This is a genomic window from Caenimonas terrae (genome assembly GCF_042655405.1).
Classification (GTDB): Bacteria; Pseudomonadota; Gammaproteobacteria; order Burkholderiales; family Burkholderiaceae_C; genus Ramlibacter; species Ramlibacter terrae_A.
The window spans coordinates 13,179-38,575 of sequence record NZ_JBHSMF010000004.1 but is presented as its reverse complement, the minus strand read 5'-3'; the positions used below and the strand labels follow the sequence as shown (position 1 = coordinate 38,575).

30 protein-coding genes, 2 pseudogenes and 1 riboswitch are annotated in these 25,397 nt (G+C 69.8%); of the genes and pseudogenes, 22 read left to right on the top strand and 10 right to left on the bottom strand.

Annotated elements, in window-relative coordinates:
- Positions 1-60: 60 nt before the first annotated feature.
- Genes ACFPOE_RS05500 through ACFPOE_RS05470 form a run of 7 tightly spaced genes read left to right on the top strand, consistent with a single transcriptional unit; the run spans position 61 to position 5,034 of the window.
- Positions 61-456, top strand: coding sequence for a group III truncated hemoglobin (locus ACFPOE_RS05500; protein WP_376849014.1), 396 nt, complete (start codon positions 61-63; stop codon positions 454-456).
- The gene (locus ACFPOE_RS05495) at positions 456-2,111 is read left to right on the top strand and encodes a cbb3-type cytochrome c oxidase subunit I (protein ID WP_376849013.1); all 1,656 of its coding nucleotides are present in this window, start codon (positions 456-458) and stop codon (positions 2,109-2,111) included. Before ACFPOE_RS05500 ends, ACFPOE_RS05495 begins: the two co-directional genes overlap by 1 nt.
- Positions 2,101-2,736 carry a cbb3-type cytochrome c oxidase subunit II gene (locus ACFPOE_RS05490; RefSeq protein WP_376849012.1) on the top strand — a complete coding sequence of 212 codons (636 nt, stop codon included), beginning with the start codon at positions 2,101-2,103 and terminating at the stop codon, positions 2,734-2,736. The genes ACFPOE_RS05495 and ACFPOE_RS05490 overlap by 11 nt, the downstream gene beginning before the upstream one ends.
- Positions 2,726-3,334 carry a c-type cytochrome gene (locus ACFPOE_RS05485; protein ID WP_376849011.1) on the top strand — a complete coding sequence of 203 codons (609 nt, stop codon included), beginning with the start codon at positions 2,726-2,728 and terminating at the stop codon, positions 3,332-3,334. Before ACFPOE_RS05490 ends, ACFPOE_RS05485 begins: the two co-directional genes overlap by 11 nt.
- A gap of 19 nt (positions 3,335-3,353) precedes the next feature.
- Positions 3,354-3,815 carry an RrF2 family transcriptional regulator gene (locus ACFPOE_RS05480; RefSeq protein ID WP_376849010.1) on the top strand — a complete coding sequence of 154 codons (462 nt, stop codon included), beginning with the start codon at positions 3,354-3,356 and terminating at the stop codon, positions 3,813-3,815.
- Complete coding sequence (locus ACFPOE_RS05475) at positions 3,815-4,444, top strand: SCO family protein (protein ID WP_376849009.1); 630 nt, start codon at positions 3,815-3,817, stop codon at positions 4,442-4,444. The genes ACFPOE_RS05480 and ACFPOE_RS05475 overlap by 1 nt, the downstream gene beginning before the upstream one ends.
- Positions 4,441-5,034: a hypothetical protein gene (locus ACFPOE_RS05470; protein ID WP_376849008.1), complete on the top strand. Its 594-nt coding sequence runs from the start codon at positions 4,441-4,443 to the stop codon at positions 5,032-5,034. Before ACFPOE_RS05475 ends, ACFPOE_RS05470 begins: the two co-directional genes overlap by 4 nt.
- Before the next feature lie 33 nt (positions 5,035-5,067).
- Here ACFPOE_RS05470 and ACFPOE_RS05465 read toward each other — a convergent pair whose 3' ends face one another.
- The 4 genes from ACFPOE_RS05465 to ACFPOE_RS05450 form a co-directional block, all read right to left on the bottom strand.
- Positions 5,068-5,343, bottom strand: a complete 276-nt coding sequence (locus ACFPOE_RS05465; protein ID WP_376849007.1) for a cupin domain-containing protein — start codon at positions 5,341-5,343, stop codon at positions 5,068-5,070.
- A 9-nt stretch (positions 5,344-5,352) separates the two neighbouring features.
- Complete coding sequence (locus ACFPOE_RS05460) at positions 5,353-6,699, bottom strand: glycerate kinase type-2 family protein (protein WP_376849006.1); 1,347 nt, start codon at positions 6,697-6,699, stop codon at positions 5,353-5,355.
- A gap of 32 nt (positions 6,700-6,731) precedes the next feature.
- The gene (locus ACFPOE_RS05455) at positions 6,732-7,232 is read right to left on the bottom strand and encodes a 6,7-dimethyl-8-ribityllumazine synthase (RefSeq protein WP_376849005.1); all 501 of its coding nucleotides are present in this window, start codon (positions 7,230-7,232) and stop codon (positions 6,732-6,734) included.
- 86 nt (positions 7,233-7,318) lie between these two features.
- Positions 7,319-7,476, bottom strand: a riboswitch (FMN riboswitch).
- 213 nt (positions 7,477-7,689) lie between these two features.
- Entirely contained in the window at positions 7,690-8,649 is a 960-nt protein-coding gene (locus tag ACFPOE_RS05450; RefSeq protein WP_376849004.1) for a tripartite tricarboxylate transporter substrate binding protein, read from the bottom strand.
- A gap of 285 nt (positions 8,650-8,934) precedes the next feature.
- Here ACFPOE_RS05450 and ACFPOE_RS05445 point away from each other — a divergent pair, with 285 nt between their 5' ends.
- From ACFPOE_RS05445 to ACFPOE_RS05435, 3 genes are read left to right on the top strand one after another with little or no spacing between them, the layout of a single operon-like run.
- Positions 8,935-9,447: a hypothetical protein gene (locus tag ACFPOE_RS05445; RefSeq protein ID WP_376849003.1), complete on the top strand. Its 513-nt coding sequence runs from the start codon at positions 8,935-8,937 to the stop codon at positions 9,445-9,447.
- Entirely contained in the window at positions 9,434-10,075 is a 642-nt protein-coding gene (locus ACFPOE_RS05440) for a hypothetical protein (protein ID WP_376849002.1), read from the top strand. Before ACFPOE_RS05445 ends, ACFPOE_RS05440 begins: the two co-directional genes overlap by 14 nt.
- A 6-nt stretch (positions 10,076-10,081) precedes the next feature.
- Positions 10,082-10,768 carry a Crp/Fnr family transcriptional regulator gene (locus tag ACFPOE_RS05435; RefSeq protein ID WP_376849001.1) on the top strand — a complete coding sequence of 229 codons (687 nt, stop codon included), beginning with the start codon at positions 10,082-10,084 and terminating at the stop codon, positions 10,766-10,768.
- Here the strand turns inward: ACFPOE_RS05435 and ACFPOE_RS05430 are convergent.
- Entirely contained in the window at positions 10,765-11,961 is a 1,197-nt protein-coding gene (locus tag ACFPOE_RS05430) for a urate hydroxylase PuuD (protein WP_376849000.1), read from the bottom strand. The two genes, ACFPOE_RS05435 and ACFPOE_RS05430, sit on opposite strands and share 4 nt — an antisense overlap.
- A 17-nt stretch (positions 11,962-11,978) precedes the next feature.
- Positions 11,979-12,803 carry a xanthine dehydrogenase accessory protein XdhC gene (xdhC, locus tag ACFPOE_RS05425; RefSeq protein WP_376848999.1) on the bottom strand — a complete coding sequence of 275 codons (825 nt, stop codon included), beginning with the start codon at positions 12,801-12,803 and terminating at the stop codon, positions 11,979-11,981.
- A gap of 107 nt (positions 12,804-12,910) precedes the next feature.
- Between xdhC and ACFPOE_RS05420 the strand changes: the two genes are divergently transcribed.
- Complete coding sequence (locus tag ACFPOE_RS05420; RefSeq protein WP_376848998.1) at positions 12,911-13,459, top strand: hypothetical protein; 549 nt, start codon at positions 12,911-12,913, stop codon at positions 13,457-13,459.
- A gap of 56 nt (positions 13,460-13,515) precedes the next feature.
- Here ACFPOE_RS05420 and uraH read toward each other — a convergent pair whose 3' ends face one another.
- On the bottom strand, positions 13,516-13,869 hold the full coding sequence (gene uraH / locus ACFPOE_RS05415) for a hydroxyisourate hydrolase (RefSeq protein ID WP_376848997.1): 354 nt from the start codon (positions 13,867-13,869) through the stop codon (positions 13,516-13,518).
- Positions 13,870-13,940: 71 nt separating this feature from the next.
- On the opposite strand from uraH, the gene ACFPOE_RS05410 reads away from it, so the two are divergent.
- The 5 genes and pseudogenes from ACFPOE_RS05410 to ACFPOE_RS05390 all read left to right on the top strand — a co-directional run.
- Complete coding sequence (locus tag ACFPOE_RS05410) at positions 13,941-14,606, top strand: GntR family transcriptional regulator (protein ID WP_376848996.1); 666 nt, start codon at positions 13,941-13,943, stop codon at positions 14,604-14,606.
- Positions 14,607-14,655: 49 nt separating this feature from the next.
- On the top strand, positions 14,656-15,597 hold the full coding sequence (gene puuE / locus ACFPOE_RS05405) for an allantoinase PuuE (RefSeq protein ID WP_376848995.1): 942 nt from the start codon (positions 14,656-14,658) through the stop codon (positions 15,595-15,597).
- Entirely contained in the window at positions 15,594-17,402 is a 1,809-nt protein-coding gene (gene uraD / locus ACFPOE_RS05400; RefSeq protein WP_376848994.1) for a 2-oxo-4-hydroxy-4-carboxy-5-ureidoimidazoline decarboxylase, read from the top strand. Before puuE ends, uraD begins: the two co-directional genes overlap by 4 nt.
- Positions 17,399-18,625, top strand: coding sequence for a M20 family metallopeptidase (locus ACFPOE_RS05395; protein ID WP_376848993.1), 1,227 nt, complete (start codon positions 17,399-17,401; stop codon positions 18,623-18,625). Before uraD ends, ACFPOE_RS05395 begins: the two co-directional genes overlap by 4 nt.
- A 35-nt stretch (positions 18,626-18,660) precedes the next feature.
- Positions 18,661-18,746 (top strand): annotated as a pseudogene (locus tag ACFPOE_RS05390) (SAM-dependent methyltransferase); the annotation flags it as partial.
- A gap of 116 nt (positions 18,747-18,862) precedes the next feature.
- On the opposite strand, the pseudogene ACFPOE_RS05385 reads toward ACFPOE_RS05390, so the two are convergent.
- Positions 18,863-18,925 (bottom strand): annotated as a pseudogene (locus tag ACFPOE_RS05385) (hypothetical protein); the annotation flags it as partial.
- Between the two features lie 277 nt (positions 18,926-19,202).
- Positions 19,203-19,469, bottom strand: a complete 267-nt coding sequence (locus tag ACFPOE_RS05380; protein WP_376849061.1) for a GlsB/YeaQ/YmgE family stress response membrane protein — start codon at positions 19,467-19,469, stop codon at positions 19,203-19,205.
- A 334-nt stretch (positions 19,470-19,803) separates the two neighbouring features.
- On the opposite strand from ACFPOE_RS05380, the gene ACFPOE_RS05375 reads away from it, so the two are divergent.
- The 6 genes from ACFPOE_RS05375 to ACFPOE_RS05350 all read left to right on the top strand — a co-directional run bounded on the left by ACFPOE_RS05375 (position 19,804) and on the right by ACFPOE_RS05350 (position 24,387).
- The gene (locus ACFPOE_RS05375; protein ID WP_376848992.1) at positions 19,804-20,832 is read left to right on the top strand and encodes an ABC transporter substrate-binding protein; all 1,029 of its coding nucleotides are present in this window, start codon (positions 19,804-19,806) and stop codon (positions 20,830-20,832) included.
- Between the two features lie 80 nt (positions 20,833-20,912).
- Positions 20,913-21,746 (top strand): ABC transporter ATP-binding protein, encoded by an 834-nt coding sequence (locus ACFPOE_RS05370; RefSeq protein ID WP_376848991.1) that lies wholly within the window; start codon positions 20,913-20,915, stop codon positions 21,744-21,746.
- Entirely contained in the window at positions 21,743-22,510 is a 768-nt protein-coding gene (locus tag ACFPOE_RS05365) for an ABC transporter permease (protein WP_376848990.1), read from the top strand. Before ACFPOE_RS05370 ends, ACFPOE_RS05365 begins: the two co-directional genes overlap by 4 nt.
- Positions 22,511-22,657: 147 nt before the next feature.
- Positions 22,658-23,488 (top strand): urease accessory protein UreD, encoded by an 831-nt coding sequence (locus ACFPOE_RS05360; protein WP_376848989.1) that lies wholly within the window; start codon positions 22,658-22,660, stop codon positions 23,486-23,488.
- A 138-nt stretch (positions 23,489-23,626) separates the two neighbouring features.
- Entirely contained in the window at positions 23,627-24,094 is a 468-nt protein-coding gene (locus ACFPOE_RS05355) for a hypothetical protein (RefSeq protein WP_376848988.1), read from the top strand.
- A gap of 71 nt (positions 24,095-24,165) precedes the next feature.
- A complete protein-coding gene (locus ACFPOE_RS05350; RefSeq protein ID WP_376848987.1) occupies positions 24,166-24,387 on the top strand; it encodes a hypothetical protein in 222 nt (73 codons plus the stop codon).
- A gap of 258 nt (positions 24,388-24,645) precedes the next feature.
- On the opposite strand, the gene urtE is transcribed toward ACFPOE_RS05350, so the two are convergent.
- A complete protein-coding gene (urtE, locus tag ACFPOE_RS05345) occupies positions 24,646-25,350 on the bottom strand; it encodes an urea ABC transporter ATP-binding subunit UrtE (RefSeq protein ID WP_376848986.1) in 705 nt (234 codons plus the stop codon).
- Between the last annotated feature and the right edge of the window lie 47 nt (positions 25,351-25,397).

Genomic DNA, 25,397 nt, shown 5'->3' with positions numbered 1-25,397 from the left:
ATTTACAATAGATCTTATCCGGCACGTCTCCTGCTGTGCCGGCTCGCCAGGAGCCTCGCCATGCCATCCGCCGACCTTTGTACCGAAGACGAAGTCTCGGAACTGGTTCACACCTTCTATGACGCGATCCGGCAGGACGCCGTGCTGGGACCGATCTTCCAGCGCCACGTCGCGGACTGGGACACCCACCTGCCCAAGATGGTGGACTTCTGGTCGTCCGCCCTGCGCGGCACGGCCCGCTTTCGCGGCTCGCCGATGCCCAAGCACGTGGCCCTGCCCGGGCTGAACAAGGAGCTGTTCCAGCGCTGGCTGGCGCTGTTCCGCCAGACCACCAGCAGCCTGCCCAACACCGGCATGGCCGAGCGCGCCAGCGACCTGGCCGGCCGCATCGCCGAGAGCCTCTGGTACGGCTACGAACTGAGCCGCCAGCCCGATCACCTGCCAGGAGCCATGTAATGGACAGCGCCATCCTCAGCCTGCTCGGCGCCTTCGTGCTGTCGATCATCGGCTTGTTCGTCTTCATCTGGTCGCTGCGCAAGGGCCTGCTGGTGGAGAACCCGGCCGCCGCCTCGGTGATCTTCGCGCGCGGGGAAATCGGCCGCGTGGACGACCCGGCGCTGGCCGGCGCCGCGCGGGACTCGATGCAGCAGGCCGCGGCCGGCGACGCCCAGGCCGCGCATGCCGCCGCCGACGAGGCGGAACTGCGCGACCGCATCGCGTCCGACCGCTCCACCGCGTTCCCGGTGTTCATGTTCGTGGCCTTCGCCTGCTTCTGGCTGATCGTCGGCTCCTTTGCCGGCCTGACCTCGTCGATCAAGCTGCACGAGCCCGACTGGCTCACCAACCAGGCCTGGCTGACCTTCGGCCGCATCCGCACGGTGCACCTGACGGCGGTGCTCTATGGCTGGATCACCAACGCCGCGCTCGGCATGATCATCTGGCTGCTGCCGCGCCTGCTGCGCACCCGCCTGCACGGCGCAGTGTGGACCATGCTGGGCGGTGCGCTGATCAACACCGGCATCGCCGCCGGCATCGGCGCCATCTCCGCCGGCTGGAGCGACGGCATGGAATACCTGGAGATCCCCTGGCAGATCGCCGTCTTCATCCTGGTGGGCTTCGTGTTCGTGGTCCTGCCGGTCCTGTTCACGCTGGTGAACCGCAAGGTGGAGCACCTGTACGTCAGCGTCTGGTACATGGTGGCGGCGCTGCTGTGGATCTCGCTGCTGTTCCTGGTCGGCAAGCTGCCGGGCGTGCACACCGGCGTGCAGCAGGCCACCACCAACTGGTGGTACGGCCACAACGTGCTCGGCCTCTGGTTCACGCCGGTGAGCGTCGGCGCCATCTACTACTTCCTGCCCAAGATCATCGGCCGGCCGGTGCGCTCGTACAACCTGTCGATCCTGGGCTTCTGGACGCTGGCCTTCTTCTACGGCCAGGTCGGCGGCCACCACCTGATCGGCGGGCCGGTGCCGGGCTGGCTGACCACGCTGTCGATCGTGCAGAGCCTGATGATGGTGATCCCGGTGATCGCCTTCAGCATCAACATGGGCGGGACCCTGAAGGGCCGGATGCACCTGGCGCGCTATTCGCCGACGCTGCGCTTCATGATGTTCGGCGGATTGATGTACTTCGCTTCGTCGGTGCAGGGCTCGCTGGAGGCGCTGCGCAGCGTCAACCAGGTGACGCACTTCACCCACTTCACGGTGGCGCACGCGCACCTGGGCGCCTATGCGTTCGTCAGCATGGTGCTGTTCGGTGCCATCTATTTCATGATGCCGCGGGTGCTGAACTGGGAGTGGCCGTACCCGAAGCTGATCACGCTGCACTTCTGGCTGGCGGCGATCGGCGTGACCATCTACTTCGTGGGCCTGACCATCGGCGGCTGGCTGCAGGGCCTGGCGATGCTGGACGCCGCGCGCCCCTTCATCGATTCGGTCAACGTCACCCTGCCCTGGCTGAAATGGCGCTCGGTCGGCGGCAGCCTGATGGTGCTGGGCCACCTGGTGTTCGTCGGCCACTTCCTGGCGATGGCGCTGCGCTTCGGCCCGACCCGCACCGGCGCGGCCCTGTTCGCGCACAACAACGAGCTGGAGCTGGCATATGGAAAATGAAGTCAAGCTCGCCTCCGGCGCGATGGTGGCGCTGGGCATCGCCACCGCGGCCCTGGTCGTGATGCCCTACCTGGAAGTGCGCGACATCAAGCCGCCGCCGCAGCTCAAGCCCTACACCAGCGCGCAGCTGCGCGGACGCGAGGTCTACGTCGCCAACGGCTGCGTCTATTGCCACAGCCAGCAGCCGCGCGACCGCAACCTGGGGCCGGACGGCCAGCGCGGCTGGGGCCGGGCCTCGGTGCCGGGCGACTACTTCTACGACAGGCCGCACCTGCTTGGCAGCATGCGCACCGGGCCGGACCTGTTCAACATCGGCGCCCGGCAACCCAGCAAGGACTGGCACCTGGGCCACCTGTACCAGCCGCGTGCCTATGTGCCGGACTCGATCATGCCGTCCTATCCCTACCTGTTCACCGTGAAGGACGAGAAGGACGCGCAGGCCGAGGGCGAGCAGCCGCTGGCGCTGCCGCCGGGCTTCCGGCCGATGATCGGCCAGGTGGTGGTGCCGACGCCCGAGGCGCTGGACCTGGTCAAGTACCTGCAGGGCATGGACCACACCTATCCGGTGCTGCCGCCGGAGCCCAAGCCGGTCGCACAAAGCAAGGCGGATTCCCATGCCCAATGATCCCGTGTCCCCTGGCCGCGCGCAGGCGCGCGAGCAGGCCGAGCCGACCGAGCGCAGCCAGCCGATCCCGCTGCTGGTGGCCGGCATCACGCTGGCGATGGTGCTGGCCGGGGTGGGCTACATCCTGCTGTCCGAGTCCTTCGGCCGCGCCGACCTGGGCGACCGCCGCACGCTGGCCGACCTGCGCGCCCCCGTGCCCGGCGCCGGCGGCGGTGCGGCCGACGGCAAGCAGCTGTTCGCCGCCAATTGCGTGGCCTGCCACCAGGCGACCGGCAAGGGCCTGCCTGGCGTGTTCCCGCCGCTGGACGGATCGGAGTGGGTCGCCGGCGACCCGCGGGTGGTCGCCAACATCCTGCTGCACGGCATCAACGGCGAGATCACGGTGGCCGGCAACACCTTCAAGGGCGCGATGCCCTCCTTCCAGCAGCTCGGCGACGCCGAGCTGGCCGCGGTCGCCAGCTACGTGCGCTCGCAATGGTCGAACAAGGCGGCGCCGATCAGCGCCGAGCTGTTCGCGGCGCAGCGCAAGGCCGCCACCCGCAGCACGCCCTTCGCCTCCGGCGACGAGCTCAAGGCGCTGGCGGCCAAGGCCCCCTGACGCAGGGACGGAAGACCGCATGCGCCTGACCAACATGACGGACTACGCGCTGCGGCTGCTGATCTTCCTGGCGCAGCAGCCGCAACGGCTGTGCACCATCGCGGAGGTCGCGCGCAGCCACGCCATCTCCGAGGCGCACCTGATGAAGATCACCCACCAGCTGGCCCTGACCGGCTGGATCGAGACGGTGCGCGGCAAGGGCGGCGGCATGCGGCTGGCGCGTGCGCCGCGCGACATCGTGCTGGGCGACCTGGTGCGCAGCATCGAGCCGGACTTCTTCATGGTGGAGTGCTTCGCCCCCGGCAGCCGGTGCGTCCTGACCGGCAACTGCAGGCTCACCGGCGTGATCGACGGCGCGCTGCGCAGCTTCATGCAGCACCTGGACGGCCACACGCTGGCCGACATCCTGCCCACGCCGGCCCAGGCGCTGGCCTCGCAGGCGGTGCGCATCCAGTGGGCGGCGCGCGAAGGCCGGGCCTGATGCTGCGCACGGCGCTGCTGTGCATCGGGCTGGTGATTGGCGGCTATGCGGCCGCCGCCTGGCTGACGCACGACTTCCAGGTCTGGACCGCCGAAGGCGCGCGGCGGCTGGAGGTGGCGCTGCAGCCGGTGCCGGCGCCGCCGGTGCGCGTCGACGGCCCGGGCCTTCCGGTCCAGCCGCTGGCGCAGCTGCTGGCCGACGGCAGGACCGTCACCATCGTCGACTTCGTCTACACCCGCTGCCAGACGGTGTGCCTGGCGCTGGGCACGGTGTTCCAGCAACTGCAGCTGGCGCTCGGGTCCGACGATGCGGGCGGCCGGGTCCGCCTGCTGTCGGTCAGCTTCGACCCGGTGAACGACACGCCGCAGGCTCTTTCCGGCTATGCGGCGCGCATGAACGCCGACCCGTCGCGCTGGCGCTTCGTGCGGGCGGCGGACGCGCAGCAAACGCAGCGCCTGCTGGCTGCGTTCCAGGTCGTGGTGGTGCCCGACGGCCGCGGCGACTACGAGCACAACGCCGCCCTGCTGGTGATCGACCGGCGCGGCCGGCTGGTGCGCGTGTTCGACTACTCGGAGCAACAACTGGCCCTCGACTACGCGCGCGACCTGGCCAGCCGGCCGAAGCCATGAACAGACCGGCCGCCCGCCATGCACTGGCCGGCGCCGCGGCGGCGCTGCTCGCGCTGCTGGCCGCGCCGGCGTCGCGCCAGCTGCTCGAATCCGGCATGACCGTGCAGATGCTGGTCCAGTACCCGCTGCTGGCCGGCTGTGGCGCGCTGCTGGCCGGCGCCCTGCCGGCCGGCTGGCGCATCCGCATCGCGCGCTGGAACGCCCTGGGCATCAGCGGCCTGCTGGCCACCGCGCTGGTACTGGGCCTGCTGATGATCCCGCGGCTGCTGGACCTGGCGCTGCTGGACGGGCGGGTGGAACTTGCCAAGTGGCTGGCGCTGGTGCTGTGCGGCGCCGCGCTGCGCCTGTCGTGGCGCCCGGCCGGCCTGCTGGTGCAAGGCTTCTTCCTGGGCAACGTGCTGCCGATGACGGCAGTCGCCGGCTACCTCTACCAGGATTCGCCGCTGCGGCTGTGCAACGCCTATCTGCTGGACGACCAGCTGCGGCTGGGCCAGGCGCTGGTGGCGATCTGCGTGGCACTGGCGCTCGGGTGGCTGGCAGCCGCGGTCCTGGCGCTGATGCGCAGGGAAGCGGCCGCCCTCGCACCCTGAGTGTCATCCCGAAGGCAAGGGATGACGCGGCCGTCAGCCGCGCCGCCCCACCCAGTAGGTGGCGCCTTCGCTGCCATAGCGCTCGGCATGCGGCGTCGCGCGCGCCAGCGCGAAGGTCCCGCCGGCCGGGATGTGCTGCGTTGCCTCGCCCACCGTCAGCCACATCTCGCCCTGCACCACCACGGCGCTGGCGTCGAAGGGATGGGTATGCGTGGCCACCACCTGGCCCGGCTCCCACTTGCGCTCCAGCACCTCGTCGAAGCCCTGCGCCTTCAGCCGCGCTTCGAACTGCGCAAAATTTTCCGTCATGGCTTTCTCCTACAGGACCAGCATGGCCCGGAAGTCGTTGACATTGGTGTGGGTCGGCCCGGTGACCACCAGGTCGCCCAGGGCGGCGAAGTAGCCGTACGAATCGTTGCGGTCCAGGAAGGCCGATTCCTTCAGCCCCTGCGCCGCGGCGCGCTGCAGCGTGTCGGGACCGACGAAGGCGCCGGCGTTGTCCTCCACGCCGTCGATGCCGTCGGTGTCCGCCGCCAGTGCCCACACCCGCGGCTGGCCCTGCAGCGCCTGGGCCAGCCCCAGGCAGAACTCGCCGGCCCGTCCCCCGCGGCCGCGGGGGACGTCGGCATGCTCGCCGCGGCCGCGCGGCGATCCTTGCGGCTGCTTCTTCACCGTCACCGTGGTCTCGCCGCCCGACAGGATCACGCAGGGCCGCGCGAACGGCGCGCCGCGGCGCGCCACCGCGCGAGCCAGCGCCGCATGCACCTTGGCCACCTCGCGCGATTCGCCCTCGATCTCGTCGCTGAGAATGTGCGCCTCCAGGCCCGCGGCCCGCGCTGCGGCGGCCGCCGCTTCCAGCGACTGCTGCGGCGTGGCGATCAGGTGCACCGCGTGGCCGGCGAACAGCGGATCGCCCGGCTTGGGCGTTTCCAGTGCGCCCTGCTCCAGCAGGCTCATGATCGCGCCCGGCACGCCGATGCCGTACCGCTGCAGGATGGCGACCGCGTCGGCGCAGCTGCTCGCATCCGGCACCGTGGGGCCGCTGGCGATGATCGACGGGTCGTCGCCCGGCACGTCGCTGATGGTCAGCGTGACGACCTGGGCCGGCGCGCAGGCGGCCGCCAGCCGGCCGCCCTTGATCCGCGACAGGTGCTTGCGCACGCAGTTCATCTCGGAGATGCTGGCGCCGCTTTCCAGCAGCGCGCGGTTGATGCCCTGCTTGTCCTGCAGCGACAGGCCTTCGGCCGGCAGCGTCAGCAGGGCCGAGCCGCCGCCGGAGATCAGGCACAGCACCAGGTCGTCGGCCGTCAGGCCGTGGACCATCTGCAGGATGCGCGTGGACGCCTGCAGGCCGGCGGCATCGGGCACCGGATGCGAGGCCTCGACCAGCTCGATGCGCTGCGCCAGCCCGGCCGGCCGCGGCGGAATGTGGCCGTAGCGCGTGACCACCAGCCCTTGCAGCGGCGCGTCGGCCGGCCACAGCGCTTCCACCGCCTGCGCCATCGAGCCGCCGGCCTTGCCGGCGCCGACCACGATGGTGCGGCCCTTCGGCGGCCTGGGCAGCCAGGCCGCCGTGTTGTGCAGCGGCAGTGCGCGCTGCACGGCGGCGCGGTACAGCGATTCGAGGAACTGGCGGGGCTGGGTGCGGGGGTCGGGCGCTGTCATCCGGCCATTGTGCCGCCAGCGGCGGCGCGCTCCTAGGCCTGCGCCGTCGCGTCCAGCTCGCGGTGCAGCGCCACGGTGGCCAGGCAGGCGCGCGCCACTTCCGTGCCCTTCTTGACGAAGTGCTGGCTGAAGAACTGCAGGTGGTCCTCGTGCTCGTGGAAGTCGCGCGGCGTCAGCACCGCCGACAGCACCGGCACCTCGGTGTCGATCTGCACACGCATCAGGCCGTCGATCACCGCGGCGCTGACGAACTCGTGCCGGTAGATGCCGCCGTTGACGACCAGCCCGCAGGCGACGATCGCGTCGTAGCGCCGGCTGCGCGCCAGCTTCTTCGCGCACAGCGGAATCTCGAAGGCGCCCGGCACGTCGAACAGGTCGACCCGGCCCGGCGGCAGGCCGCCGCGCTCGAACTCGGCCAGCGCCGCATCGCGCGCCCGGTAGACGATGTCCTGGTGCCAGGACGAGCAGATGACGGCGATGCGCACGCGGTGCGCGCTGCCGGCGGGAAACGAGGGGGAGACAGTCTGATTCATGGTGTCGTTCCAGCTGACGGTTTTCCAGAATCAGGGCGCGTGCGCGAACGCCGGCGGGCCGCGACGACGCACGGACACGCAGGAGGCCGCGTTTCTCTTTCATCCGGACTGTGACCGTCGGCCCTGGCATCGCACCAGGTCTGCTGACCCCCGGCCGCGCTTGCACACCGCCGGGGCGCTCGCGGGCTCCTGCATCGCTGCAGATACCGCCGGTGGGGAATTGCACCCCGCCCTGAGAACGCTGCCAGCCGGTGAAGGCTGGCGAGCCGATTCTAAGGCGGGCCCGGCATGCGCGCTGTCACCGACGCGCCGGCATCTGTCGTCCCGGCCTCGAGCCGGGATCACACGCAGGAGTGCAAATAGCGTCGATCGAGGAAGCGTGCTTCCTGCTGGTCGACGGTCTTCGGATGGCGCGCCAGCGCCTGGATGCCGGATCGAGTCCGGCATGCCAGGCTGCTCATTTCTTCCCCAGCCCCAGCATCTTCGCGCCCTCGGTGTACACGCGGATGCGCTCCTTCATGAAGGCGTCCATCTCCGGCAGGCCGATGTTGATCAGCTCGAAGCCGTTCTTGGCCGCCAGCTCCTTCATCTCCGGGTCGTTGTTCAGCGCCAGGAACAGCTCCGACAGCCGCTTGCGGGTCTCGGGCGGCGTCGACTTGGGCACGCCGATGCCGCGGTAGGCGCCGTCCACCCAGTCCACGCCCAGCTCCTTGAAGGTGGGCACGTCCGGCATCAGCGGATGGCGCCGCTCCATCGCCACCGCCAGCGGCCGCACCGAGCCCCGGTTGGCCAGCGCGAAGGGCACATAGGTGACGGCGCCGTCGATCTGGCCGCCGATCACGGCCAGCGCCATGTCGCCGGTGCCCTTGTACGGGATGTAGGTGCTCTTGATGCCGAAGGCGGCGTCCAGCCGCTCGTGCGCTGCGTGGTTGGCCGAGTTGCGCCCGGAGCCGCCCAGGTTCATCTTGCCCGGCTCCTTCCTGGCGGCGGCGACGAACTCCGCGAAGGTCTTGATCGGGCTGGAGGCCGGGACCACCAGGATGTCGGGCGTGTAGTGGAACCAGAACACCGGCGTGACGTCGGCGGTCTTGTACTGCACCTCGCCTTCCAGCGGCTGGAACACGATGTGCGGCAGGTTGATGCCCATCACGTTCAGGCCGTCGCCGGGCATGTTGTTCATCTGCGCCCACAGCAGGCCGCCGCCGGCGCCGGCCCGGTACTGGACGATGGTCTCGATGGCGGGGCACTTCTTCTTGAGCAGCAGCTGCTGGTGGCGCGCCGAGACGTCGGACTCGCCGCCCGGCGGGAAGGCCTGCCAGTACTGCAGGTTCTTCTCGGGGCAGGCCTGCGCCAGCGCCGCCACCGGCGCGGCCAGCAGGCACAGCACGCCCAGCAATGTCTTGATACCGACCTTCATGCAGCGTCTCCTTGGATTGATCGGCCATTCTGGTCAGCCGCCGCTCATTCCGGCCATTGGTGTCTTCCTCAGGGCGCCGGCAAAAAGCTACAGTGATGCCAGCCATGGACAGCCCCATCGTGATCCGCCCGCCCGGCCCGGCCGACGCCCGCGCCTTCGTGGCGTCCTGAGGCGTTTCTTGATCTTTGTTAAGCCTGCCGCAGCAGGTTTGAACGACCCGCCGGACCCGGTCCCTAACATGGCAGGCAGGCGATGGTCGCCCGCCGCCTTCCCGGGAGATCGAGGATGAAATCGCTGAAACTTCACACGCTGGCCAGCATGCTTGCCGTCATCGCCGCCTGCGCCGTGGCCAGCCCGCCGGTGCTGGCCGCCGGCGCCAGCCAGGGGGCGCCGCATGCGCACGGCGGCGCCGCGCCCGCCGGGCTGGCACTGGACCACGGCCGCAAATGGTCCACCGACGCGCCGCTGCGCGGCGGCATGGCGCGCATCCGCACCCTGGTCGAACCGCAGCTCGGCGCCGCGCACGCAGGCAAGCTGCAGCCCGCGCAAGCCACTGCGCTGGCGGACCGGATCGAGACCGAGATCGGCGGCATCGTCGCCAACTGCAAGCTCGAGCCGCAGGCCGACGCGATGCTGCACCTGGTGATCGGCGAGATCGGCGCCGGCACCGAGGCCATGAAGGGCAGGACACCGGCCGTGCGCCCCGGGCAAGGCCTGGTCCTGGTGGCGGCTGCACTCAACAGCTATGGAGAGCACTTTGAGCACCCTGGCTTCAGGCCGATCCATGTCGGCCACTGATGTCGCCGCGGCGCCGCCGGCCATGGAGCTGCCGTCGTTCTACGCCGATGTGCCGTCCATCATCGTGCGCGACGCGCTGGCCGACACGCTGGGTGCCGCTGCCGGCGGCTGCCTGCACTACCGTTACGTCGACGCAGTCAAGCTGGCGGGGCACTCCTGCCCCACTGTGGCCGGCGCGTGGCTGATGACGCGGGCGGCGCTGGCACACCTCTATCCCACGGACATTCCGCGCCGCGGCGAGATGCGGGTCGAGCTGCGCGAGCCGCAGGAGTCGGGCGTGACAGGCGTGATCGCCAGCATCGCCGGCCTGGTCACCGGCGCGGCCGGGCCCGGCGGCTTCCAGGGCCTGGCCGGCCGCCACGGCCGCCGCAACCTGCTGGCGTTCGGCCAGCCGATGCGCGGCGAGCTGCGCGTCACCCGGCTGGACACCGGGCGCAGCGTCGAGGTTTCCCACCATCCGCAGGCGGTTGCGCGACCGCCGGCGCTCGCCCAGCTGATGCAGGCCGCGCTGGCGCCGGACGCGGACCAGGCTGTGCGCGCGGCCTTTGCCACGGGCTGGCAGGACTGGGTACGTTGCATGCTGGTCGAGCACGCCGACGATCCGGCGCTGGTCTCGCTGCAGGAGTGAGGCGGCATGGCACGCGCCGAGATCGCCCCGCAGGCCTTCCTCGCCGCGCTGCCGCTGTTCAAGGCGCTCGACGCTGCTGCACTGACCCGGCTGGCGCAGGCCACCACCCGGCGGCCGCTCAGGCGCGGTGAACGGCTGTTTGCCAAGGGCGACCAGCCGACCGGCATGTACGTGGTGGTCTACGGCGAGATCCGCCTGGTCGCGCGCAGCCCGGCGCGCGGCGAGCGGCTGACCGGCGTGGTCGGCGCCGGCCGCAGCTTCGGCGAGCCGGTGATGTTCCTGGAAAAGCCGGCAGTGGTCGACGCCGAAGCCGCTGCCGACTCGCTGGTGCTGCATCTGCCCAAGCAGGCCGTGTTTGACGAGATCGAGCGCAGCCCGCTGTTCGCGCGCCGCATCATCGCCAGCCTGAGCCAGCGGGTGGAATCGCTGGTGAACGAGCTGGACCGGCAATCGACGGGCAGCGCCCGTGCGCGCCTGATCGACTACCTGCTGCGCAGCGCGGGACGCGGCCCCGGCGCGGGCGCCGTCACCTTGCCGGCGGCCAAGGCGGCGATCGCCTCGCACCTGAACCTGAGCCCCGAACACTTCTCGCGCGTGCTGCACGAGCTGGTCGCTGCGGGGCTGCTGCAGGTGCAGGGCCGCCGCATCACCGTGCCGGACCGCGAGCGGCTGGAGCGCAGCGCGCAGCCCTAGGGCGCCTTGGCGCCGGCGGCAAACCACTGGCCGATCACCGCCCGCTCCGCATCGGTGATGTGGGTGGCGTTGTTCAGCGGCATCGTCTTGGCGACGACCGCCTGCTGGTAGACGGCCTGCGCGTGGGCCTTCAACCCCTCGGGCGAATCCAGCCGCACGTTCTTCATCTGCACCTGCTCGCCGTGGCACATGTAGCAGCGCTGCTCCAGCACCTGGCGCACCTCGGGATAGCCGGCCGCCCGGGCCACCGGGGCCGCAGCGGAGGCATCGGGCTTGAGCCAGACGATCACGGCGACGATCACCGCCACGCCGACCAGCGCGTACGGCAGCGGATGCCGGTTGCGTCCCAGCTTCCAGCCGTGCCGCATGACGAAGAACTGGCGGATGGCGGCGCCGGCGAACATCATCAGCACCAGCACCACCCAGTTGTGGGCGCCGCCGTAGGTGAAGCTGTAGTGGTTGGACAGCATCGCGAACAGCACCGGCAGCGTGAAGTAGGTGTTGTGCACGCTGCGCTGCTTGCCGCGAAAGCCGTGCACCGGGTCCACCGGCTCGCCGGCCTTGATCGCCGCCACCACCTTGCGCTGGCCCGGGATGATCCAGAACAGCACGTTGGCGCTCATGCTGGTGGCGATCATCGCGCCCACCAGCAGGAAGGCGGCGCGGCCCGGGAACCAGCGGCAGGCCAGCCAGGCGGCGACGCACACCAGCAGCAGCACCAGCGCGCCGACGATCGCGTCGCCGTTCTTCTTCTGCCCGAACAGCTGGCAGACCGCGTCGTACAGGATCCAGAACACGACCAGGAAGGACACGGCCACGCCGATCGCCGCGCCCGGCGACCAGTCCATCAGGTTGCGGTCGATCAGGTAGCTGCCCGCGTTCCACAGGTAGCTGACGGTGAACAGCGCGAAACCCGAGAGCCAGGTGGAGTACGCCTCCCAGTAGAACCAGTGCAGGTGGCCCGGCAGCACCGGCGGCCGCACTGCGAACTTCACCGGATGGTAGAAGCCGCCGCCGTGCACCGCCCACAGCTCGCCGCTCACGCCCTGGCGCTTGAGGTCCTCGTCCACCGGCGGCGTCAGGCTGGAATCCAGGAACACGAAATAGAACGAGGAGCCGATCCAGGCGATGGCGGTGATCACGTGCAGCCATCGCAGCAGCAGGTTGGCCCAGTCCAGCAAGTAACTTTCCATGGTTTCTTCTTCGGGGATTAGTGTTCGGGTGTTTCCCAGGCGCGCAGCTGCAAGAGCTGTGCCGCGACGCTGACCGCGATCACCTCGGGCTGCTTGCCCTTGATGCCCGCCAGTCCGATCGGGCAGGTGACCTGCCCCAGTTCCTGCTTGGAGAACGAGCGCTGCTCCAGCCGGTGGCGGAAGGTGGCCCACTTGGTCTTGCTGCCGATCAGGCCGATGAAGGGCAGGTCCCCCAGCGCGCGCTGGCGCAGCAGGCAGGCGGCCACGATGTCCAGGTCCTCGGCGTGGCTGAAGCTCATGACCAGCACATGGCTGCCGGCCGCGAGGTCGGCCACCGCCGCCTGCACCGGGTCCGAGTGCTCGGACGCCACGTTGGCCGGCAGTTCTGCCGGAAAGATCTCGTCGCGGCTGTCGATCCAGCGCACGGCGAAGGGCAGCGGCCCCAGCGCGCCGACCAGCGCACGGCCGACATGGCCGCCGCCGAACAGCGCCACCGGGATGCGCGGCTGCGCCAGCCGCCCGGCCAGGGCCGGCGCATCCGCCGCGCCGACCCGCTCGAACGACAGGTGCATCACGCCGCCGCAGCACTGGCCCAGGCTGGGGCCGAGCGGATAGCGCAGCACGGGCTCGCCGCTGCCGCCCGCCAGCCGCCGCCGCGCCTCGGCGATCGCCTGCAGTTCGAGATGCCCGCCGCCCACCGTGCCCAGCACATCGCCGGCGAACACCGCCATCCAGGCGCCGGTCTCGCGCGGCACCGAACCTTGCCAGGCGTCCACCCGCACCAGCAGCGCGTCCTCGCCGGCCAGCCGCGCCGTGACAAGATCCAGCGTTTCGCGCGTCATGAAGGCGAATACCCGCTCGAGGGGAATCCCCGGCCGCCGGCGGGATCGCAGGATGCGCCGCGCCGTTGTAAGCTCAGCGGACGGCAAGGCAGTCCCAGGAGACATCGATGACCCGAATTCTTGAACGCTGGCGGCTGGCGCTGGCCGCGGCGGCCGGCGCCGCCACCACCCTGTTGCCCGGATGCGGATCCCCGCCGGTCCCGGCCCAGCCGCCGGCCGCCACTGCTGCGACGCCGCCGGCCGTGGTGCCGAACCCGGCCAACGTTCCGGCCGAGGTCGTCCAGTCGGGCGCCACCGCCGTCACCGGCGTGCGCGCTTCGGGCGCGGCCACCGCCCGCGCCTACCGCGCCGACGCCGCCAGCCACGTCTATGGCCTGAACAAGGACCGCATCTGGAAGGGCCGGCTGCCGCCCCTGCTGTACGCGATCGGCACGCTGCAGGTGGACCTGGACGCCAGGGGCCAGGTGCACGGCATGCACTGGATGCGCAAGCCTTCGCACGCGCCCGAAGTGGTCGCCGAGATCGAGCGCACCGTCCGCGCCGCCGCGCCCTACCCGGCACCGGCCCGGATGGGCAAGGTGGTCTGGACCGACACCTGGCTGTGGCACAAGAGCGGCCAGTTCCAGCTCGACACCCTGACCGAGGGCCAGGACTGACGCCGGCGCCGCGCAGCGCCGCGGCGTCATCCCGGGCGGCATGACAGGCACGGCAATCACGACCCGCGGTAGGTGGAGTAGGCCCACGGGCTCACCAGCAGCGGCACGTGGTAGTGCTGGCTGGCATCGGCGACGCCGAAATCCAGGCTGACGCGGTCCAGGAAATTCGGCTCCGGCAGCTGCACGCCCCTGGCCTTGAAATACCCCGCGACGTCGAACACCAGCCGGTAGCTGCCGTTCTTCAGTTCGCCGTCCTTGTACAGCGGGCCGTCGGGCGTGCGGCCGTCGGAATTGAGCACCAGCTTCTTCACCGGCGTGGCCCGCTCGCCCTGCAGCGTGTACAGCTCCACCTGCATGCCGGCGGCCGGGCAGCCGTGCATGGTGTCCAGGACGTGCGTGCTCAGGCCCATGGCCGGCTCCTCGTATGTTTGGTCCACACGAGTGTATACAATTTGCGGGCCGGCGGCTATCATGCGGTCCCATGGAAGCGTCCACCACCCGATCGATCGTCGACGCGCTGACCCGCGCCATCGTCGACCACCGGCTGCAGCCAGGCAGCAAGCTGGCCGAACAGAAGCTGGCGGACCATTTCGGCGTCTCGCGCACCCTGGTGCGGCAGGCGCTGTTCCAGCTGGCGCAGAACCGGCTGGTGACGCTGGAGCCGGCGCGCGGCGCCTTCGTGGCCGCGCCCTCCACCGACGAAGCGCGCCAAGTGTTCGCGGTGCGCCGCATGCTGGAAGCGGAGATGACGCGCGCCTTCGTGCGCGGCAGCACGCCCGCGCGCATCAAGGCGCTCAAGGAGCACGTGGCGCAGGAGCGCGCGGCGCTGGCCCGCGACGACGCCGCGGCGCGCAACGAGCTGCTGGGCGACTTCCATGTGCGGATGGCGCAGCTGCTCGGCAACGAGGTGCTGGCCCAGATCCTGCGGGACCTCACCTCCCGCTGTTCCCTCATCACCCTGATGTACCAGAGCGCCAGCGCCGCCGAGCACTCGCAGGAAGAACACACGCAGATCGTCAAGGCGCTGGCCGCCCGCGACGAGGAGCGGGCCGTGCAGCTCATGACCGAGCACCTGCAGCACGTGGAAGAAAGCCTGGCCCTGGACCGCAGGGTGCCCAGCCACGACGTGGCGATGGCGCTAACGTGAAACCCTGCGGGACAGACCTGTAGCTCTGTCCCCAACTGACCAGAGACAAATGCCCTACGACAGCACAGCCTCCTATCCCCGCGACCTCGTGGGCTACGGCCGCAAGCCGCCGCATGCGCAGTGGCCGGGCCAGGCCCGGATCGCGCTGCAGTTCGTCCTCAACTACGAGGAAGGCGGCGAGAACTGCGTGCTGCACGGCGACGCCGGCTCCGAGCAGTTCCTCTCCGAGATGTTCAACCCGCCGGCCTTCGCCGACCGCCACCTGAGCATGGAAAGCATCTACGAGTACGGCGCGCGCGCGGGCGTGTGGCGCATCCTGCGCGAGTTCGAGCGGCGCGGCCTGCCGCTGACGGTGTTCGGCGTCGCCATGGCACTGCAGCGCCATCCGGAGGTGACAGCGGCGTTCCGGGAACTGGGCCACGAGATCGCCTGCCACGGCTGGCGCTGGATCAGCTACCAGGGCATGGACGAGGCCACCGAGCGCGAGCACATGCGCCTGGCCATGCAGGCGATCGAGCGGCTCACCGGCGAGCGCCCCGCCGGCTGGTACACCGGGCGCGACAGCCCCAACACGCGCCGGCTGGTGGCGGACTATGGCGGCTTGGAATACGACAGCGACTATTACGGCGACGACCTGCCGTTCTGGATGAAGGTGCGGAAGACCGACGGCGCCACCGTGCCGCACCTGGTCGTGCCGTACACGCTGGACTGCAACGACATGCGCTTCTCGCTGCCGCAGGGCTTCTCGCAGGCCGACGATTTCTTCACCTACCTGCGCGACAGCTTCGACGCGCTCTATGCCGAGGGCGAGACGGCGCCCAAGATGATGAGCGTGGGCATGCACTGCCGCCTGCTGGGACGGCCGGGCCGGATCGTCGCCCTGCAGCGCTTCCTGGACCACGTGCAGAAGCACGAGCGCGTGTGGATCTGCCGCCGCATCGAGATCGCTCGTCACTGGGAACAAGTTCACCCCTTCGAGGCCGAGGCATGACGCTGACACTGGACCAGATCAACAACGCGCCGCCGGAGCAGGCCGCAAGCCTGCTCGACGGCCTGTACGAGCATTCGCCCTGGATCGCGCAGGCGGCGCTGGCGCAGCGGCCGTTCCGGTCGCCGGCGCACCTCAAGCACGCGATGGCGCGCATCGTCGCGCAGGCCGGCCGCGAGCGCCAGCTGGCCCTGCTGCGCGCCCACCCCGAGCTGGCCGGCAAGGCGATGGTGAGCAAGAGCCTCACCAGCGAATCGACCAGTGAACAAAGCAAGGCGGGCCTGGCCGATTGCACGCCGCAGGAGTTCGACCGGATCCAGCAGCTGAACGCCGCCTACAACGCCAGGTTCGGCTTTCCCTTCATCCTGGCGGTGCGCGGCCCGCGCGGCACCGGTCTGACCCGCGCGCAGATCATCGAGACCTTCGAGCGCCGGCTGGACCACCATCCGGAATTCGAGCTGGCCGAGGCGCTGCGCAACGTGCACCGCATCGCGGAACTGCGCCTGAACGACAAGCTCGGCGTCGCGCCCGCGCTGGGCAATCGGGTATGGGACTGGCACGAGTCGCTGGCGCAGCACAGCGACCCCGGCTTCAGGGAGAAGGGCCAGCTGACAGTGACCTATCTCACCGATGCCCACCGCGCCGCCGCCAGGCAGATCGCCGACACGATGAAGGAGTGCGGCTTCGACGAGGTGAAGATCGACGCGGTGGGCAACGTGGTCGGCCGCTATGTTGCCATTCGCCCTGAGCCCGTCGAAGGACTCGCGCAGGCTTCGGCAGGCTCAGCCGGAACGGTCCGCACGCTCATGACCGGCTCGCACTACGACACGGTGCGCAACGGCGGCAAGTACGACGGCCGGCTGGGCATCTTCGTGCCGATGGCGTGCGTGGCGGAACTGGCGCGCCAGCACCGGCGGCTGCCCTTCGACCTGGAGGTGATCGGCTTCTCGGAAGAGGAAGGCCAGCGCTACAAGGCCACCTTCCTGGGCTCGGGCTCGCTGATCGGCCAGTTCAATCCGGCCTGGCTGGAGCAGAAGGATGCCGACGGCATCAGCATGCGCGAGGCGATGCTGCACGCCGGGCTGAACCCGCAGGAGATCCCGTCGCTCAGGCGCGACCCGACGAAGTACCTGGGTTTCGTGGAGGTCCACATCGAGCAGGGCCCGGTGCTGTCGGAGATCGACCTGCCGCTGGGCATCGTCACCTCGATCAACGGCGGCGTGCGCTACCAGTGCGAGGTGATCGGCATGGCCAGCCACGCCGGCACCACGCCGATGGACCGGCGCGCCGACGCCGCCGTCGGCGTCGCGGAACTGGCGCTGTACGTCGAGAAGCGTGCCAGCCAGGACGGCACGTCGGTGGGCACCATCGGCATTCTTCAGGTGCCCAACGGCTCGACCAACGTGGTGCCCGGGCGCTGCGTCTTCACGCTGGACCTGCGGGCGCCCAACGACCCGCAGCGCGATGCCCTGGTGGCCGACGTGCTGGCCGAACTGAAGGCGATCTGCGAGCGCCGCGGCCTGCGCTTCAGCGTGGAGGAAACCATGCGCGCCGCCGCCGCGCCCAGCGACCCAAGCTGGCAGCGGCGTTGGGAAGCGGCGGTGGAATCGCTGGCGGTGCCGCTGCACCGCATGCCCAGCGGCGCCGGCCACGACGCCATGAAGCTGCACGAAGTGATGCCGCAGGCCATGCTGTTCGTGCGCGGCCAGAACTCCGGCATCAGCCACAACCCGCTCGAGAGCACCACCAGCGACGACATCGAGCTGGCGGTGCAGGCCTTCGGGCACCTGCTGGACAACATCCAATGACCGACGACCAGAAGCTCGACGCCTGGGTGGACGCCCACTTCGACGAGGAAGTGCGCTTCCTGCAGGAGCTGGTGCGCGTGCCGACGCCGACGCCGCCCGGCGACAACGCGCCGCACGCCGAGCGCACCGCCGACCTGCTCAAGGACTTCGGCTTCGAGGCCGAGAAGCACCCGGTGCCGCCGGCCGAGGTCCAGGCCTACGGCATGGAGTCGATCACCAACCTGATCGTGCGCCGCCGCTATGGCGCCGGCGGCAGGACCATCGCGCTGAACGCCCACGGCGACGTGGTGCCGCCGGGCGAGGGCTGGACCCACGATCCCTATGGCGCGCAGATCGAGGACGGCAGGCTCTACGGCCGCGCCGCGGCGGTGAGCAAGTCGGATTTCGCCAGCTTCACCTTCGCGGTGCGGGCGCTGGAGTCGCTGGGCGCCGAACTGCACGGCGGCGTGGAACTGCACTTCACCTACGACGAGGAATTCGGCGGCGAGCTGGGCCCCGGCTGGCTGCTGCGCAACAAGCTGACCCGGCCGGACCTGCTGATCGCCGCCGGTTTCAGCTACGAGGTGGTGACGGCACACAACGGCTGCCTGCAGCTGGAAGTGACGGTGCACGGCAAGATGGCGCACGCCGCCATCCCGCACACCGGCGTCGACGCGCTGCAGGGCGCGGTCCACATCCTGAACATGCTGTACGCCCGCAACGAGGTGTACCGCAAGGTGACATCCGCGGTGCCGGGCATCACCCATCCCTACCTGAACGTCGGCCGCATCGAAGGCGGCACCAACACCAACGTCGTGCCCGGCAAGGTCGTCTTCAAGCTGGACCGCCGCATGATCCCCGAGGAGCAGCCGCCGGTGGTGGAGGCGGGCCTGCGCCAGGCGATCGAGGAGGCCGCGGCGCAGGTGCCGGGCATCAGCGTGACGATCAGGCGGCTGCTGCTGGCCAATTCGATGAAGCCGCTGCCGGGCAACAAGCCCCTGGTCGACGCGATCCGCAAGCACGGCAAGGCGGTGTTCGGCGTCGACATCCCCGCCATGGGCACGCCGCTGTACACCGACGTGCGGCTGTACGGCGAGGCCGGCATTCCCGGCGTGATCTACGGCGCCGGGCCGCGCACGGTGCTGGAATCGAACGCCAAGCGCGCCGACGAGAACCTGGTGCTGGACGACCTGCGCAAGGCCACCAAGGTGGTGGCGCGCAGCTTGCGCGAGCTGCTGGCCTGAGCGCCGGACGCTCAGGCCTGCGCTGACAGCGCGGCAACTGGACGCCGGCAGCTTCATCGGCCAGGTGTTCAAGACCATCGGCAAGTACATCCCGCCCGCACCTGGCGTGTCCTCGCCGGCGCCGGCGCGCTCCTGCTGCGCCATCGCGCGCAAGGCGTCGGGCGAGCGGCAGTCATACGGCGCTCCGGCGTGCGTCATCACGCCCTTGACGGCGATGCCTGCAGCCTGGAGCAGCCGGCCGATGTCCACCAGTTGCGGCGCATCGGGCTGGACGCCCGAGCGGTGGCCGTCGGCGTCGATCTCGAGCAGGACCTCCAGCCGCTGCCCGGCCGCGGACCGCGCTGCCAGCAGTTGCGCGGTCTCGCGGCGAGGCGGTCGCGCATGCGGGCGATGTTGCGGTCCATCCGCGTTTCGCCCAGCAGCAGCGCCGGGGTTTCCAGGGTGCTCAGCGGGCTTGTCATGCCACCATCGTAGCGATTGCGGCAGCCATGAAAAAAAGGCACGGGTGCCATCTTGTCGATAGCGCCTCGTGCCCTCCCTGAGTCGGGCGTGAGCCCGTATTTCTTGTTTTGCTGTCTTAGCGGACGCGGCCGCGACGGAACAGGTTGACGATGGCCAGCAGGATGATGGCGCCGATCAGGGACACCACGACCGAGCCGATGCTGAAGCCGGAGTTGATGGTGCCCATGCCCACCAGCGGCGAGATCAGCCAGCCGCCGATGAAGGCACCAACGATCCCCACGACCACGTTCAGGATGATGCCCTGCTGCCCATCCGTCTTCATGACCATGCTGGCCAGCCAGCCGACGATACCGCCTACGATTAACCAGAGAATCAGACCCATGTTGCACTCCTTGAATGCCGCGAACGGCGCATTGTGTTGATAGCGGCCGTCGCTTTCCGCTCCGGCCACCCGCCGCATGTCGCGGCTGGTGAATGAACTATCGGTGGCGGTCCGGGGGGCCTGCGTAGTCGCCAAACGCTCCAGCGATGCGCGGTTGGCGCGTACCCGCGTCAGACAAACCCTACCTCCGCAGGGGTCCGGGCAAGGGGTAATTCCGGGGCGGAGCGGACGCCAGTCGCACGGAAAATGGCAACTGCGCGGCGCCGCCCGGGGCGGCGGCACCCTTTTTGCTTTGGCTGTGCCGGCCCAGTCTTATCCTGCTTTCGGAGCTTTCATGAACAAACGAGTTTTCGCCCGGGCCGCTGCGGTCCTGGCTCTTGCCGCCGCTGTCGCCGGCGCGGCCCACGCCCAGACGCCGATCAAGTTCCAGCTGGACTGGCGCTTCGAAGGCCCGGCGGCACTGTTCCTCACACCGGCGGCCCGGGGCTACTTCAAGGACGCCCGGCTGGACGTGACCATCGACGCCGGCAACGGCTCGGGCGGCGCGGTCACTCGCGTGGCCTCCGGCGCCTACGACATCGGCTTTGCCGACCTGGCGGCGCTGATGGAATTCCACGCCAACAACCCGGACGCACCCAACAAGCCGGTGGCCGTGATGATGGTCTACAACAACACGCCCGCGTCGGTGATGGCGCTGAAGAAGTCCGGCATCAGGAAGCCGGCCGACCTGGCCGGCAAGAAGATGGGGGCGCCGGTGTTCGATGCCGGCCGCCGCGCCTTCCCGATCTTCCAGAAGGCCAACGGCATCGGCGCCGTCAACTGGATCTCGATGGACCCGCCGCTGCGCGAGACCATGCTGGCGCGCGGCGACGTGGACGCCATCACCGGCTTCACCTTCACCTCGCTGCTGAACCTGGAAGCGCGCGGCGTGAAGGCCGAGGACGTGGTCATCCTGCCCTACCCCAGCTACGGCGTGAAGCTGTATGGCAACGTGGTGATCGTCAACCCGAAGTTCCTCAAGGAGCATCCGGCCGAAGTGAAGGCCTTCCTGGTGGCCTTCACCAAGGGCGTGAAGGACGTGCTGGCCAGGCCCGAGGCCGCCATCGCCGACGTGAAGGCGCGCGACGGCATCATCAACACCGAGCTGGAGACGCGGCGGCTGAAGATGGCGCTGGACCAGGTGGTCAACAGCCCGGACGCCCGCGCCGAGGGCTTCGGCCAGATCGTCCCGGCCCGCCTGTCGCTGATGGCCTCGCAGGTCTCCGACGCCTTCGGCACCAAGACCCGCGTCAATCCGGACGCGGTGTGGAACGGCTCCTTCCTGCCCACGAAGGCGGAGCTGAACATCCTGCCGAAGAAGTGACGGGGGCAGGACGCGCGTCGAGCGCCGCCGGGCCGCCCCAAGGCGCGACGGCCCCCCCGGGGGGCAGCGACCCACACGACGTGGGGGAGCGTGGGGGCCCGTTCTTCGTCGACTTCAGCGACGTCTGGCTCGCGTACAACGAGGAGCTGCAGCAGGCCAACCAGTTCGCTGTCGAGGCCATCGACCTGAAGGTGCTGCAGGGCGAGTTCATCGCCATCGTCGGGCCCTCGGGCTGCGGCAAGTCCACCTTCATGAAGCTGGCGACCGGGCTGAAGATGCCCTCGATCGGCCGGATCCTGATCGACGGCCAGCGCGTGACCGGGCCGCTGAAGATCTCCGGCATGGCGTTCCAGGCGCCGTCGCTGCTGCCCTGGCGCACGACGGTCGACAACGTGCTGCTGCCGCTGGAGATCGTCGAGCCGTACCGCAGCAGCTTCAAGGCGAAACGCAGGGAATACGAGCAGCGCGCCCGCCGGCTGCTGCAGAAGGTGGGCCTGGCCGGTTACGAGGACAAGTTTCCCTGGCAGCTGTCGGGCGGCATGCAGCAGCGCGCCAGCATCTGCCGGGCGCTGATCCACGAGCCCAAGATGCTGCTGCTGGACGAGCCGTTCGGCGCGCTGGACGCCTTTACCCGCGAGGAGCTGTGGTGCATCCTGCGCGACCTGTGGACCGAGCAGCGCTTCAACGTGATCCTGGTGACGCACGACCTGCGCGAATCGGTGTTCCTGGCCGACACGGTCTACGTGATGAGCAAGGGACCGGGCCGCTTCATGGTGCGCAAGGAGATCGCGCTGCCGCGCCCGCGCGACCTGGAGATCACCTACACCCGGGAATTCACCGACGTCGTGCATGAACTGCGCACCCACATCGGCGCCATCCGCGGCCAGGCAGGCGCGCCGGGAGCGCTCGCATGAACAACCGCAAGCTGGAACAGTGGTCGCCGTGGATCCTGCTGGTGGCGGTGATCGCGCTGTGGCAGGTGGTCTGCAGCGCCTTCAGCGTCTCCGAGTTCATCTTTCCCAGCCCGCTGCGGATCTGGAACCAGATGGTGGAGTTCCGCGGCATCATCGCCGCCCACGCCTGGCGCACCTACTGGGTGACGATGGCGGGCTTCGGCATCGCGATCGTGGTCGGCGTGATGCTGGGCTTCCTGATCGGCAGCTCGCGCCTGGCCTATGCGGCGGTCTATCCGCTGATGACGGCCTTCAACGCGCTGCCCAAGGCGGCCTTCGTGCCGATCCTGGTGGTGTGGTTCGGCATCGGCGCCGGCCCGGCCATCCTCACCGCCTTCCTGATCTCCTTCTTCCCGATCATGGTCAACATCGCCACCGGCCTGGCCACGCTGGAGCCGGAGCTGGAAGACGTGCTGCGCGTGCTGGGGGCCAGGCGCTGGGACGTGCTGGTGAAGGTAGGGCTGCCGCGCTCCATGCCCTACTTCTACGGCTCGCTGAAGGTGGCCATCACGCTGGCCTTCGTCGGCACCACCGTCTCGGAGATGACCGCGTCCAACGAGGGCATCGGCTACCTGCTGATCTCCGCCGGCTCCGCCATGCAGATGGGCCTGGCCTTCGCCGGCCTGGTGGTGGTCGGCGCCATGGCGATGCTGATGTACGAGCTTTTCAGCTACATCGAGCGGCACACCACCGCCTGGGCGCATCGGGGCTCGCAAGGGCAATGAATACGGACAACCGGACGCGGAAGGCGCAGAAGACACGCAGAAATCGCAGAAAGGACAATTGAAGTTTTCACTTCTGCGCCTTCTGCGTTGCTGCTGCGTGTTCTGCGTCCGGCTGTCCGCTTTCCACCCCGTAAACTCGAAACCAACATGCCCTGGCACGCGAGACTGCAACTGGACTACCGGATGGAAGCGGGCCGCTGCGTGGGGCGCTTCGAGCACGACGGGCCGCTGCGGATCCTGCAAAGCCTCTACCCGGAAGGCGACGCCATCTGCCACAACGTGGTGGTGCACCCGCCCGGGGGACTGGTGGGCGGCGACACGCTGGAGATCGCGGTGCGGGCCGGCGAAGGCGCGCATGGCCTGATCACCACACCGGGGGCGACCCGCTTCTATCGCTCGGACGGCGAGCCGGCGCTGCAGGCCACCCGGCTGGAACTGGAGGCCGGCGCCCGGATGGAGTGGCTGCCGCTGGAGGCGATCTGCTACAGCGGCTGCCTGGCCGAGAACCGGCTGCGGATGGAGCTGGCGCCCGGCAGCGAACTGATCGGCTGGGACGTGACGGCGCTCGGCCTGCCCGAGGCCGGCCAGCCCTTCGAGCGGGGCACCCTGCTGCAGCACCTGGAACTGCCGGGCCACTGGCTGGAGCGCGGCCGCATCGATTCGGCGGACGCCCGGTTGCTGGACGGACCGCTGGGCCTGGACGGCAAGCGCTGCCTGGCGACCCTGTTCCTGGTCGCCGGCTCGGACATCCCGCGGCCGCGCCGCGAATTGGCGCTGGAGCTGGCCCGCGGCTGCATCGAGGCCCATCCGCTGGCCGCCAGCGCCGGCGCCACCGCTCCGGGGCCCCGGGTGATCGCGGTGCGGGTGCTGGCGCCGCTGGTGGAGCCGGCGCTGGCCCTGCTGAAGGCGGTGCGTGCCTGCTGGCGTACTTCGCTCTGGGAACTGCCGCCGACCGTGCCGCGCAGCTGGGCGCTGTAGCCGCCAACCTCAGCCATGACGGTCCCGTCCTACGACGCGACGGGCGCTGCGGCAAGGCCACGCGGCGTCCTCCCCGGCAGGGCGAAGCCGGGCGGACCCCTAGGATTCATCCATCAAATCCAATTCGGGAGTCCCACCATGACCGCCAACAACTCGCATTCGCGCAAGAGCCTTCTGTCCTTCGGCGTCGCCGCCCTGCTGGCGGTCACCGCAGCCACTGCCCAGGTTGCCACCGGCACCACCGGCATCGACGCATCGGGCAGCTACCAGTCCGAAGTCAATGCCTGCCTGACCGGCAAGACCCAGCAGGACCAGGCCACCTGCCTGCGTGAAGCCCGCAACGCCCAGGCCGACAAGAAGCGCGGCGTGCTGGACAACGCCGGCGCCCAGTTCGAAGCCAACGCCACCGCCCGCTGCGACGTCCTCAAGGGCGAAGAAGCCGCGGCCTGCCAGGCCCGTGTGATGGGCTACGGCAACACCTCCGGCAGCGTCGCCGCCGGCGGCGTGCTGCGCGAAGTGGAAACCGTGGTCCTGCCCGCGGGCCAGAGCTCGGTGACCATCGAACCCAAGACGGCCGACCCGGTCGTGCTGGTGCCGGCCCGCTGAGCGAGGCGCTCGCGCATCGAACCGAAAGCGGGCTGCGGCCCGCTTTTTCGCATCCACTTCAGGAGAAACGCATGACCCCCGACGACGACAAGAGCAAGAGCGCGAAGAACCAGGGCGCCGCCGACACCAGCAAGCGGCCCCGCGACGACGTCAACGACGACCAGCCCTATGCCAACCGCGGCAGCGAGGACCTGTCGACCGAACCGGGCGCCGGCGAATTCAGCGAGGGCGACCGCGGCGCAGCGTCGGGCCGCAACCTCGAACAGCTGGAACAGGCGCGCAAGCTGCCCTGATCTCGACGACGAAAAAAAGCCGGCCCTCGGGCCGGCTGGGTGGGGCGGCGGTGCTCAGAGCACGCCGACCAGCATCAGGATCAGCAGGATGCTCAGGGGGACGCCTAGAAGCCAGAGGATGACGGGCATGTTTGAATCTCCTTGGGTTGGTTGGTCGGACGTTCCCAAGATAGCGCCGTCGCCGCCACTGCTGTGCCGGGTGAGATCCCCTGATGCGGTCATCCGCTGCCTACACCTGAAGGGTGAGGCCCCGGCGCCTCAGATCGCCACCAGCTGGCGCACACCGCTGGCTTCCATGTCCTTGCCGTGGCCGCGCGCGATGAAGACGCCGCGCTCCATCACCAGGTAGTCGTCGGCCAGTTCCTGCGCGAAGTCGTAATACTGTTCCACCAGCAGGATCGAGACCCGGCGGCCTTCCAGCCCGCTGTCCGCCAGCATGCGGATCACGCGCCCGATGTCCTTGATGATGCTGGGCTGGATGCCCTCGGTCGGCTCGTCCAGGATCAGCAACTTCGGCTGGGCCGCCAGCGCGCGCGCGATCGCCAGCTGCTGCTGCTGCCCGCCCGAGAGGTCGCCGCCGCGCCGTCCCAGCATCTGCCTGAGCACCGGGAACAGCTCGAACAGCTGCGGCGGGATCGGCGTGCCGGCCGGCTTGTACGCCAGTCCCATCCTCAGGTTTTCTTCCACCGTCAGCCGGGCGAAGATCTCGCGGCCCTGCGGCACGAAGCCGATGCCGGCGCGGGCCCGCTCGTACGGCGTGGCCTTCTCGATGCGCCTGCCGTCGAACTCGATCGTCCCGGTGCGGACCGGCACCAGCCCCATCAGCGCCTTGAGCAGCGTCGTCTTGCCCACGCCGTTGCGTCCCAGCAGCACCGTCACCTTGCCGTCCTGCGCCTCGAAGCCGACGTCGCGCAGGATGTGCGAGCCGCCGTAGTACTGGTTGATGTTCTTGACTGTCAGCATGGGAGGCGGCTGGCCGGGAGAGGGATTCCTGAACGCAGAGGGCGCAG

What these genes read in the sequence shown, in the direction of transcription:
- ACFPOE_RS05440 (WP_376849002.1), top strand. Translation starts at nt 9,434, where the DNA reads ATGTCGGCCACTGATGTCGCCGCGGCGCCGCCGGCCATGGAGCTGCCG.
- puuE (WP_376848995.1), top strand. Translation starts at nt 14,656, where the DNA reads ATGCCCTACGACAGCACAGCCTCCTATCCCCGCGACCTCGTGGGCTAC.
- ACFPOE_RS05445 (WP_376849003.1), top strand. Translation starts at nt 8,935, where the DNA reads ATGAAATCGCTGAAACTTCACACGCTGGCCAGCATGCTTGCCGTCATC.
- xdhC (WP_376848999.1), bottom strand. Translation starts at nt 12,803, where the DNA reads ATGACGCGCGAAACGCTGGATCTTGTCACGGCGCGGCTGGCCGGCGAG.
- ACFPOE_RS05495 (WP_376849013.1), top strand. Translation starts at nt 456, where the DNA reads ATGGACAGCGCCATCCTCAGCCTGCTCGGCGCCTTCGTGCTGTCGATC.
- ACFPOE_RS05380 (WP_376849061.1), bottom strand. Translation starts at nt 19,469, where the DNA reads ATGGGTCTGATTCTCTGGTTAATCGTAGGCGGTATCGTCGGCTGGCTG.
- ACFPOE_RS05410 (WP_376848996.1), top strand. Translation starts at nt 13,941, where the DNA reads ATGGAAGCGTCCACCACCCGATCGATCGTCGACGCGCTGACCCGCGCC.
- urtE (WP_376848986.1), bottom strand. Translation starts at nt 25,350, where the DNA reads ATGCTGACAGTCAAGAACATCAACCAGTACTACGGCGGCTCGCACATC.
- ACFPOE_RS05475 (WP_376849009.1), top strand. Translation starts at nt 3,815, where the DNA reads ATGCTGCGCACGGCGCTGCTGTGCATCGGGCTGGTGATTGGCGGCTAT.
- ACFPOE_RS05490 (WP_376849012.1), top strand. Translation starts at nt 2,101, where the DNA reads ATGGAAAATGAAGTCAAGCTCGCCTCCGGCGCGATGGTGGCGCTGGGC.
- ACFPOE_RS05350 (WP_376848987.1), top strand. Translation starts at nt 24,166, where the DNA reads ATGACCCCCGACGACGACAAGAGCAAGAGCGCGAAGAACCAGGGCGCC.
- ACFPOE_RS05485 (WP_376849011.1), top strand. Translation starts at nt 2,726, where the DNA reads ATGCCCAATGATCCCGTGTCCCCTGGCCGCGCGCAGGCGCGCGAGCAG.
- ACFPOE_RS05395 (WP_376848993.1), top strand. Translation starts at nt 17,399, where the DNA reads ATGACCGACGACCAGAAGCTCGACGCCTGGGTGGACGCCCACTTCGAC.
- ACFPOE_RS05455 (WP_376849005.1), bottom strand. Translation starts at nt 7,232, where the DNA reads ATGAATCAGACTGTCTCCCCCTCGTTTCCCGCCGGCAGCGCGCACCGC.
- ACFPOE_RS05360 (WP_376848989.1), top strand. Translation starts at nt 22,658, where the DNA reads ATGCCCTGGCACGCGAGACTGCAACTGGACTACCGGATGGAAGCGGGC.
- ACFPOE_RS05435 (WP_376849001.1), top strand. Translation starts at nt 10,082, where the DNA reads ATGGCACGCGCCGAGATCGCCCCGCAGGCCTTCCTCGCCGCGCTGCCG.
- ACFPOE_RS05500 (WP_376849014.1), top strand. Translation starts at nt 61, where the DNA reads ATGCCATCCGCCGACCTTTGTACCGAAGACGAAGTCTCGGAACTGGTT.
- ACFPOE_RS05465 (WP_376849007.1), bottom strand. Translation starts at nt 5,343, where the DNA reads ATGACGGAAAATTTTGCGCAGTTCGAAGCGCGGCTGAAGGCGCAGGGC.
- ACFPOE_RS05480 (WP_376849010.1), top strand. Translation starts at nt 3,354, where the DNA reads ATGCGCCTGACCAACATGACGGACTACGCGCTGCGGCTGCTGATCTTC.
- uraH (WP_376848997.1), bottom strand. Translation starts at nt 13,869, where the DNA reads ATGGGCCTGAGCACGCACGTCCTGGACACCATGCACGGCTGCCCGGCC.
- uraD (WP_376848994.1), top strand. Translation starts at nt 15,594, where the DNA reads ATGACGCTGACACTGGACCAGATCAACAACGCGCCGCCGGAGCAGGCC.
- ACFPOE_RS05375 (WP_376848992.1), top strand. Translation starts at nt 19,804, where the DNA reads ATGAACAAACGAGTTTTCGCCCGGGCCGCTGCGGTCCTGGCTCTTGCC.
- ACFPOE_RS05355 (WP_376848988.1), top strand. Translation starts at nt 23,627, where the DNA reads ATGACCGCCAACAACTCGCATTCGCGCAAGAGCCTTCTGTCCTTCGGC.
- ACFPOE_RS05430 (WP_376849000.1), bottom strand. Translation starts at nt 11,961, where the DNA reads ATGGAAAGTTACTTGCTGGACTGGGCCAACCTGCTGCTGCGATGGCTG.
- ACFPOE_RS05450 (WP_376849004.1), bottom strand. Translation starts at nt 8,649, where the DNA reads ATGAAGGTCGGTATCAAGACATTGCTGGGCGTGCTGTGCCTGCTGGCC.
- ACFPOE_RS05470 (WP_376849008.1), top strand. Translation starts at nt 4,441, where the DNA reads ATGAACAGACCGGCCGCCCGCCATGCACTGGCCGGCGCCGCGGCGGCG.
- ACFPOE_RS05365 (WP_376848990.1), top strand. Translation starts at nt 21,743, where the DNA reads ATGAACAACCGCAAGCTGGAACAGTGGTCGCCGTGGATCCTGCTGGTG.
- ACFPOE_RS05420 (WP_376848998.1), top strand. Translation starts at nt 12,911, where the DNA reads ATGACCCGAATTCTTGAACGCTGGCGGCTGGCGCTGGCCGCGGCGGCC.
- ACFPOE_RS05460 (WP_376849006.1), bottom strand. Translation starts at nt 6,699, where the DNA reads ATGACAGCGCCCGACCCCCGCACCCAGCCCCGCCAGTTCCTCGAATCG.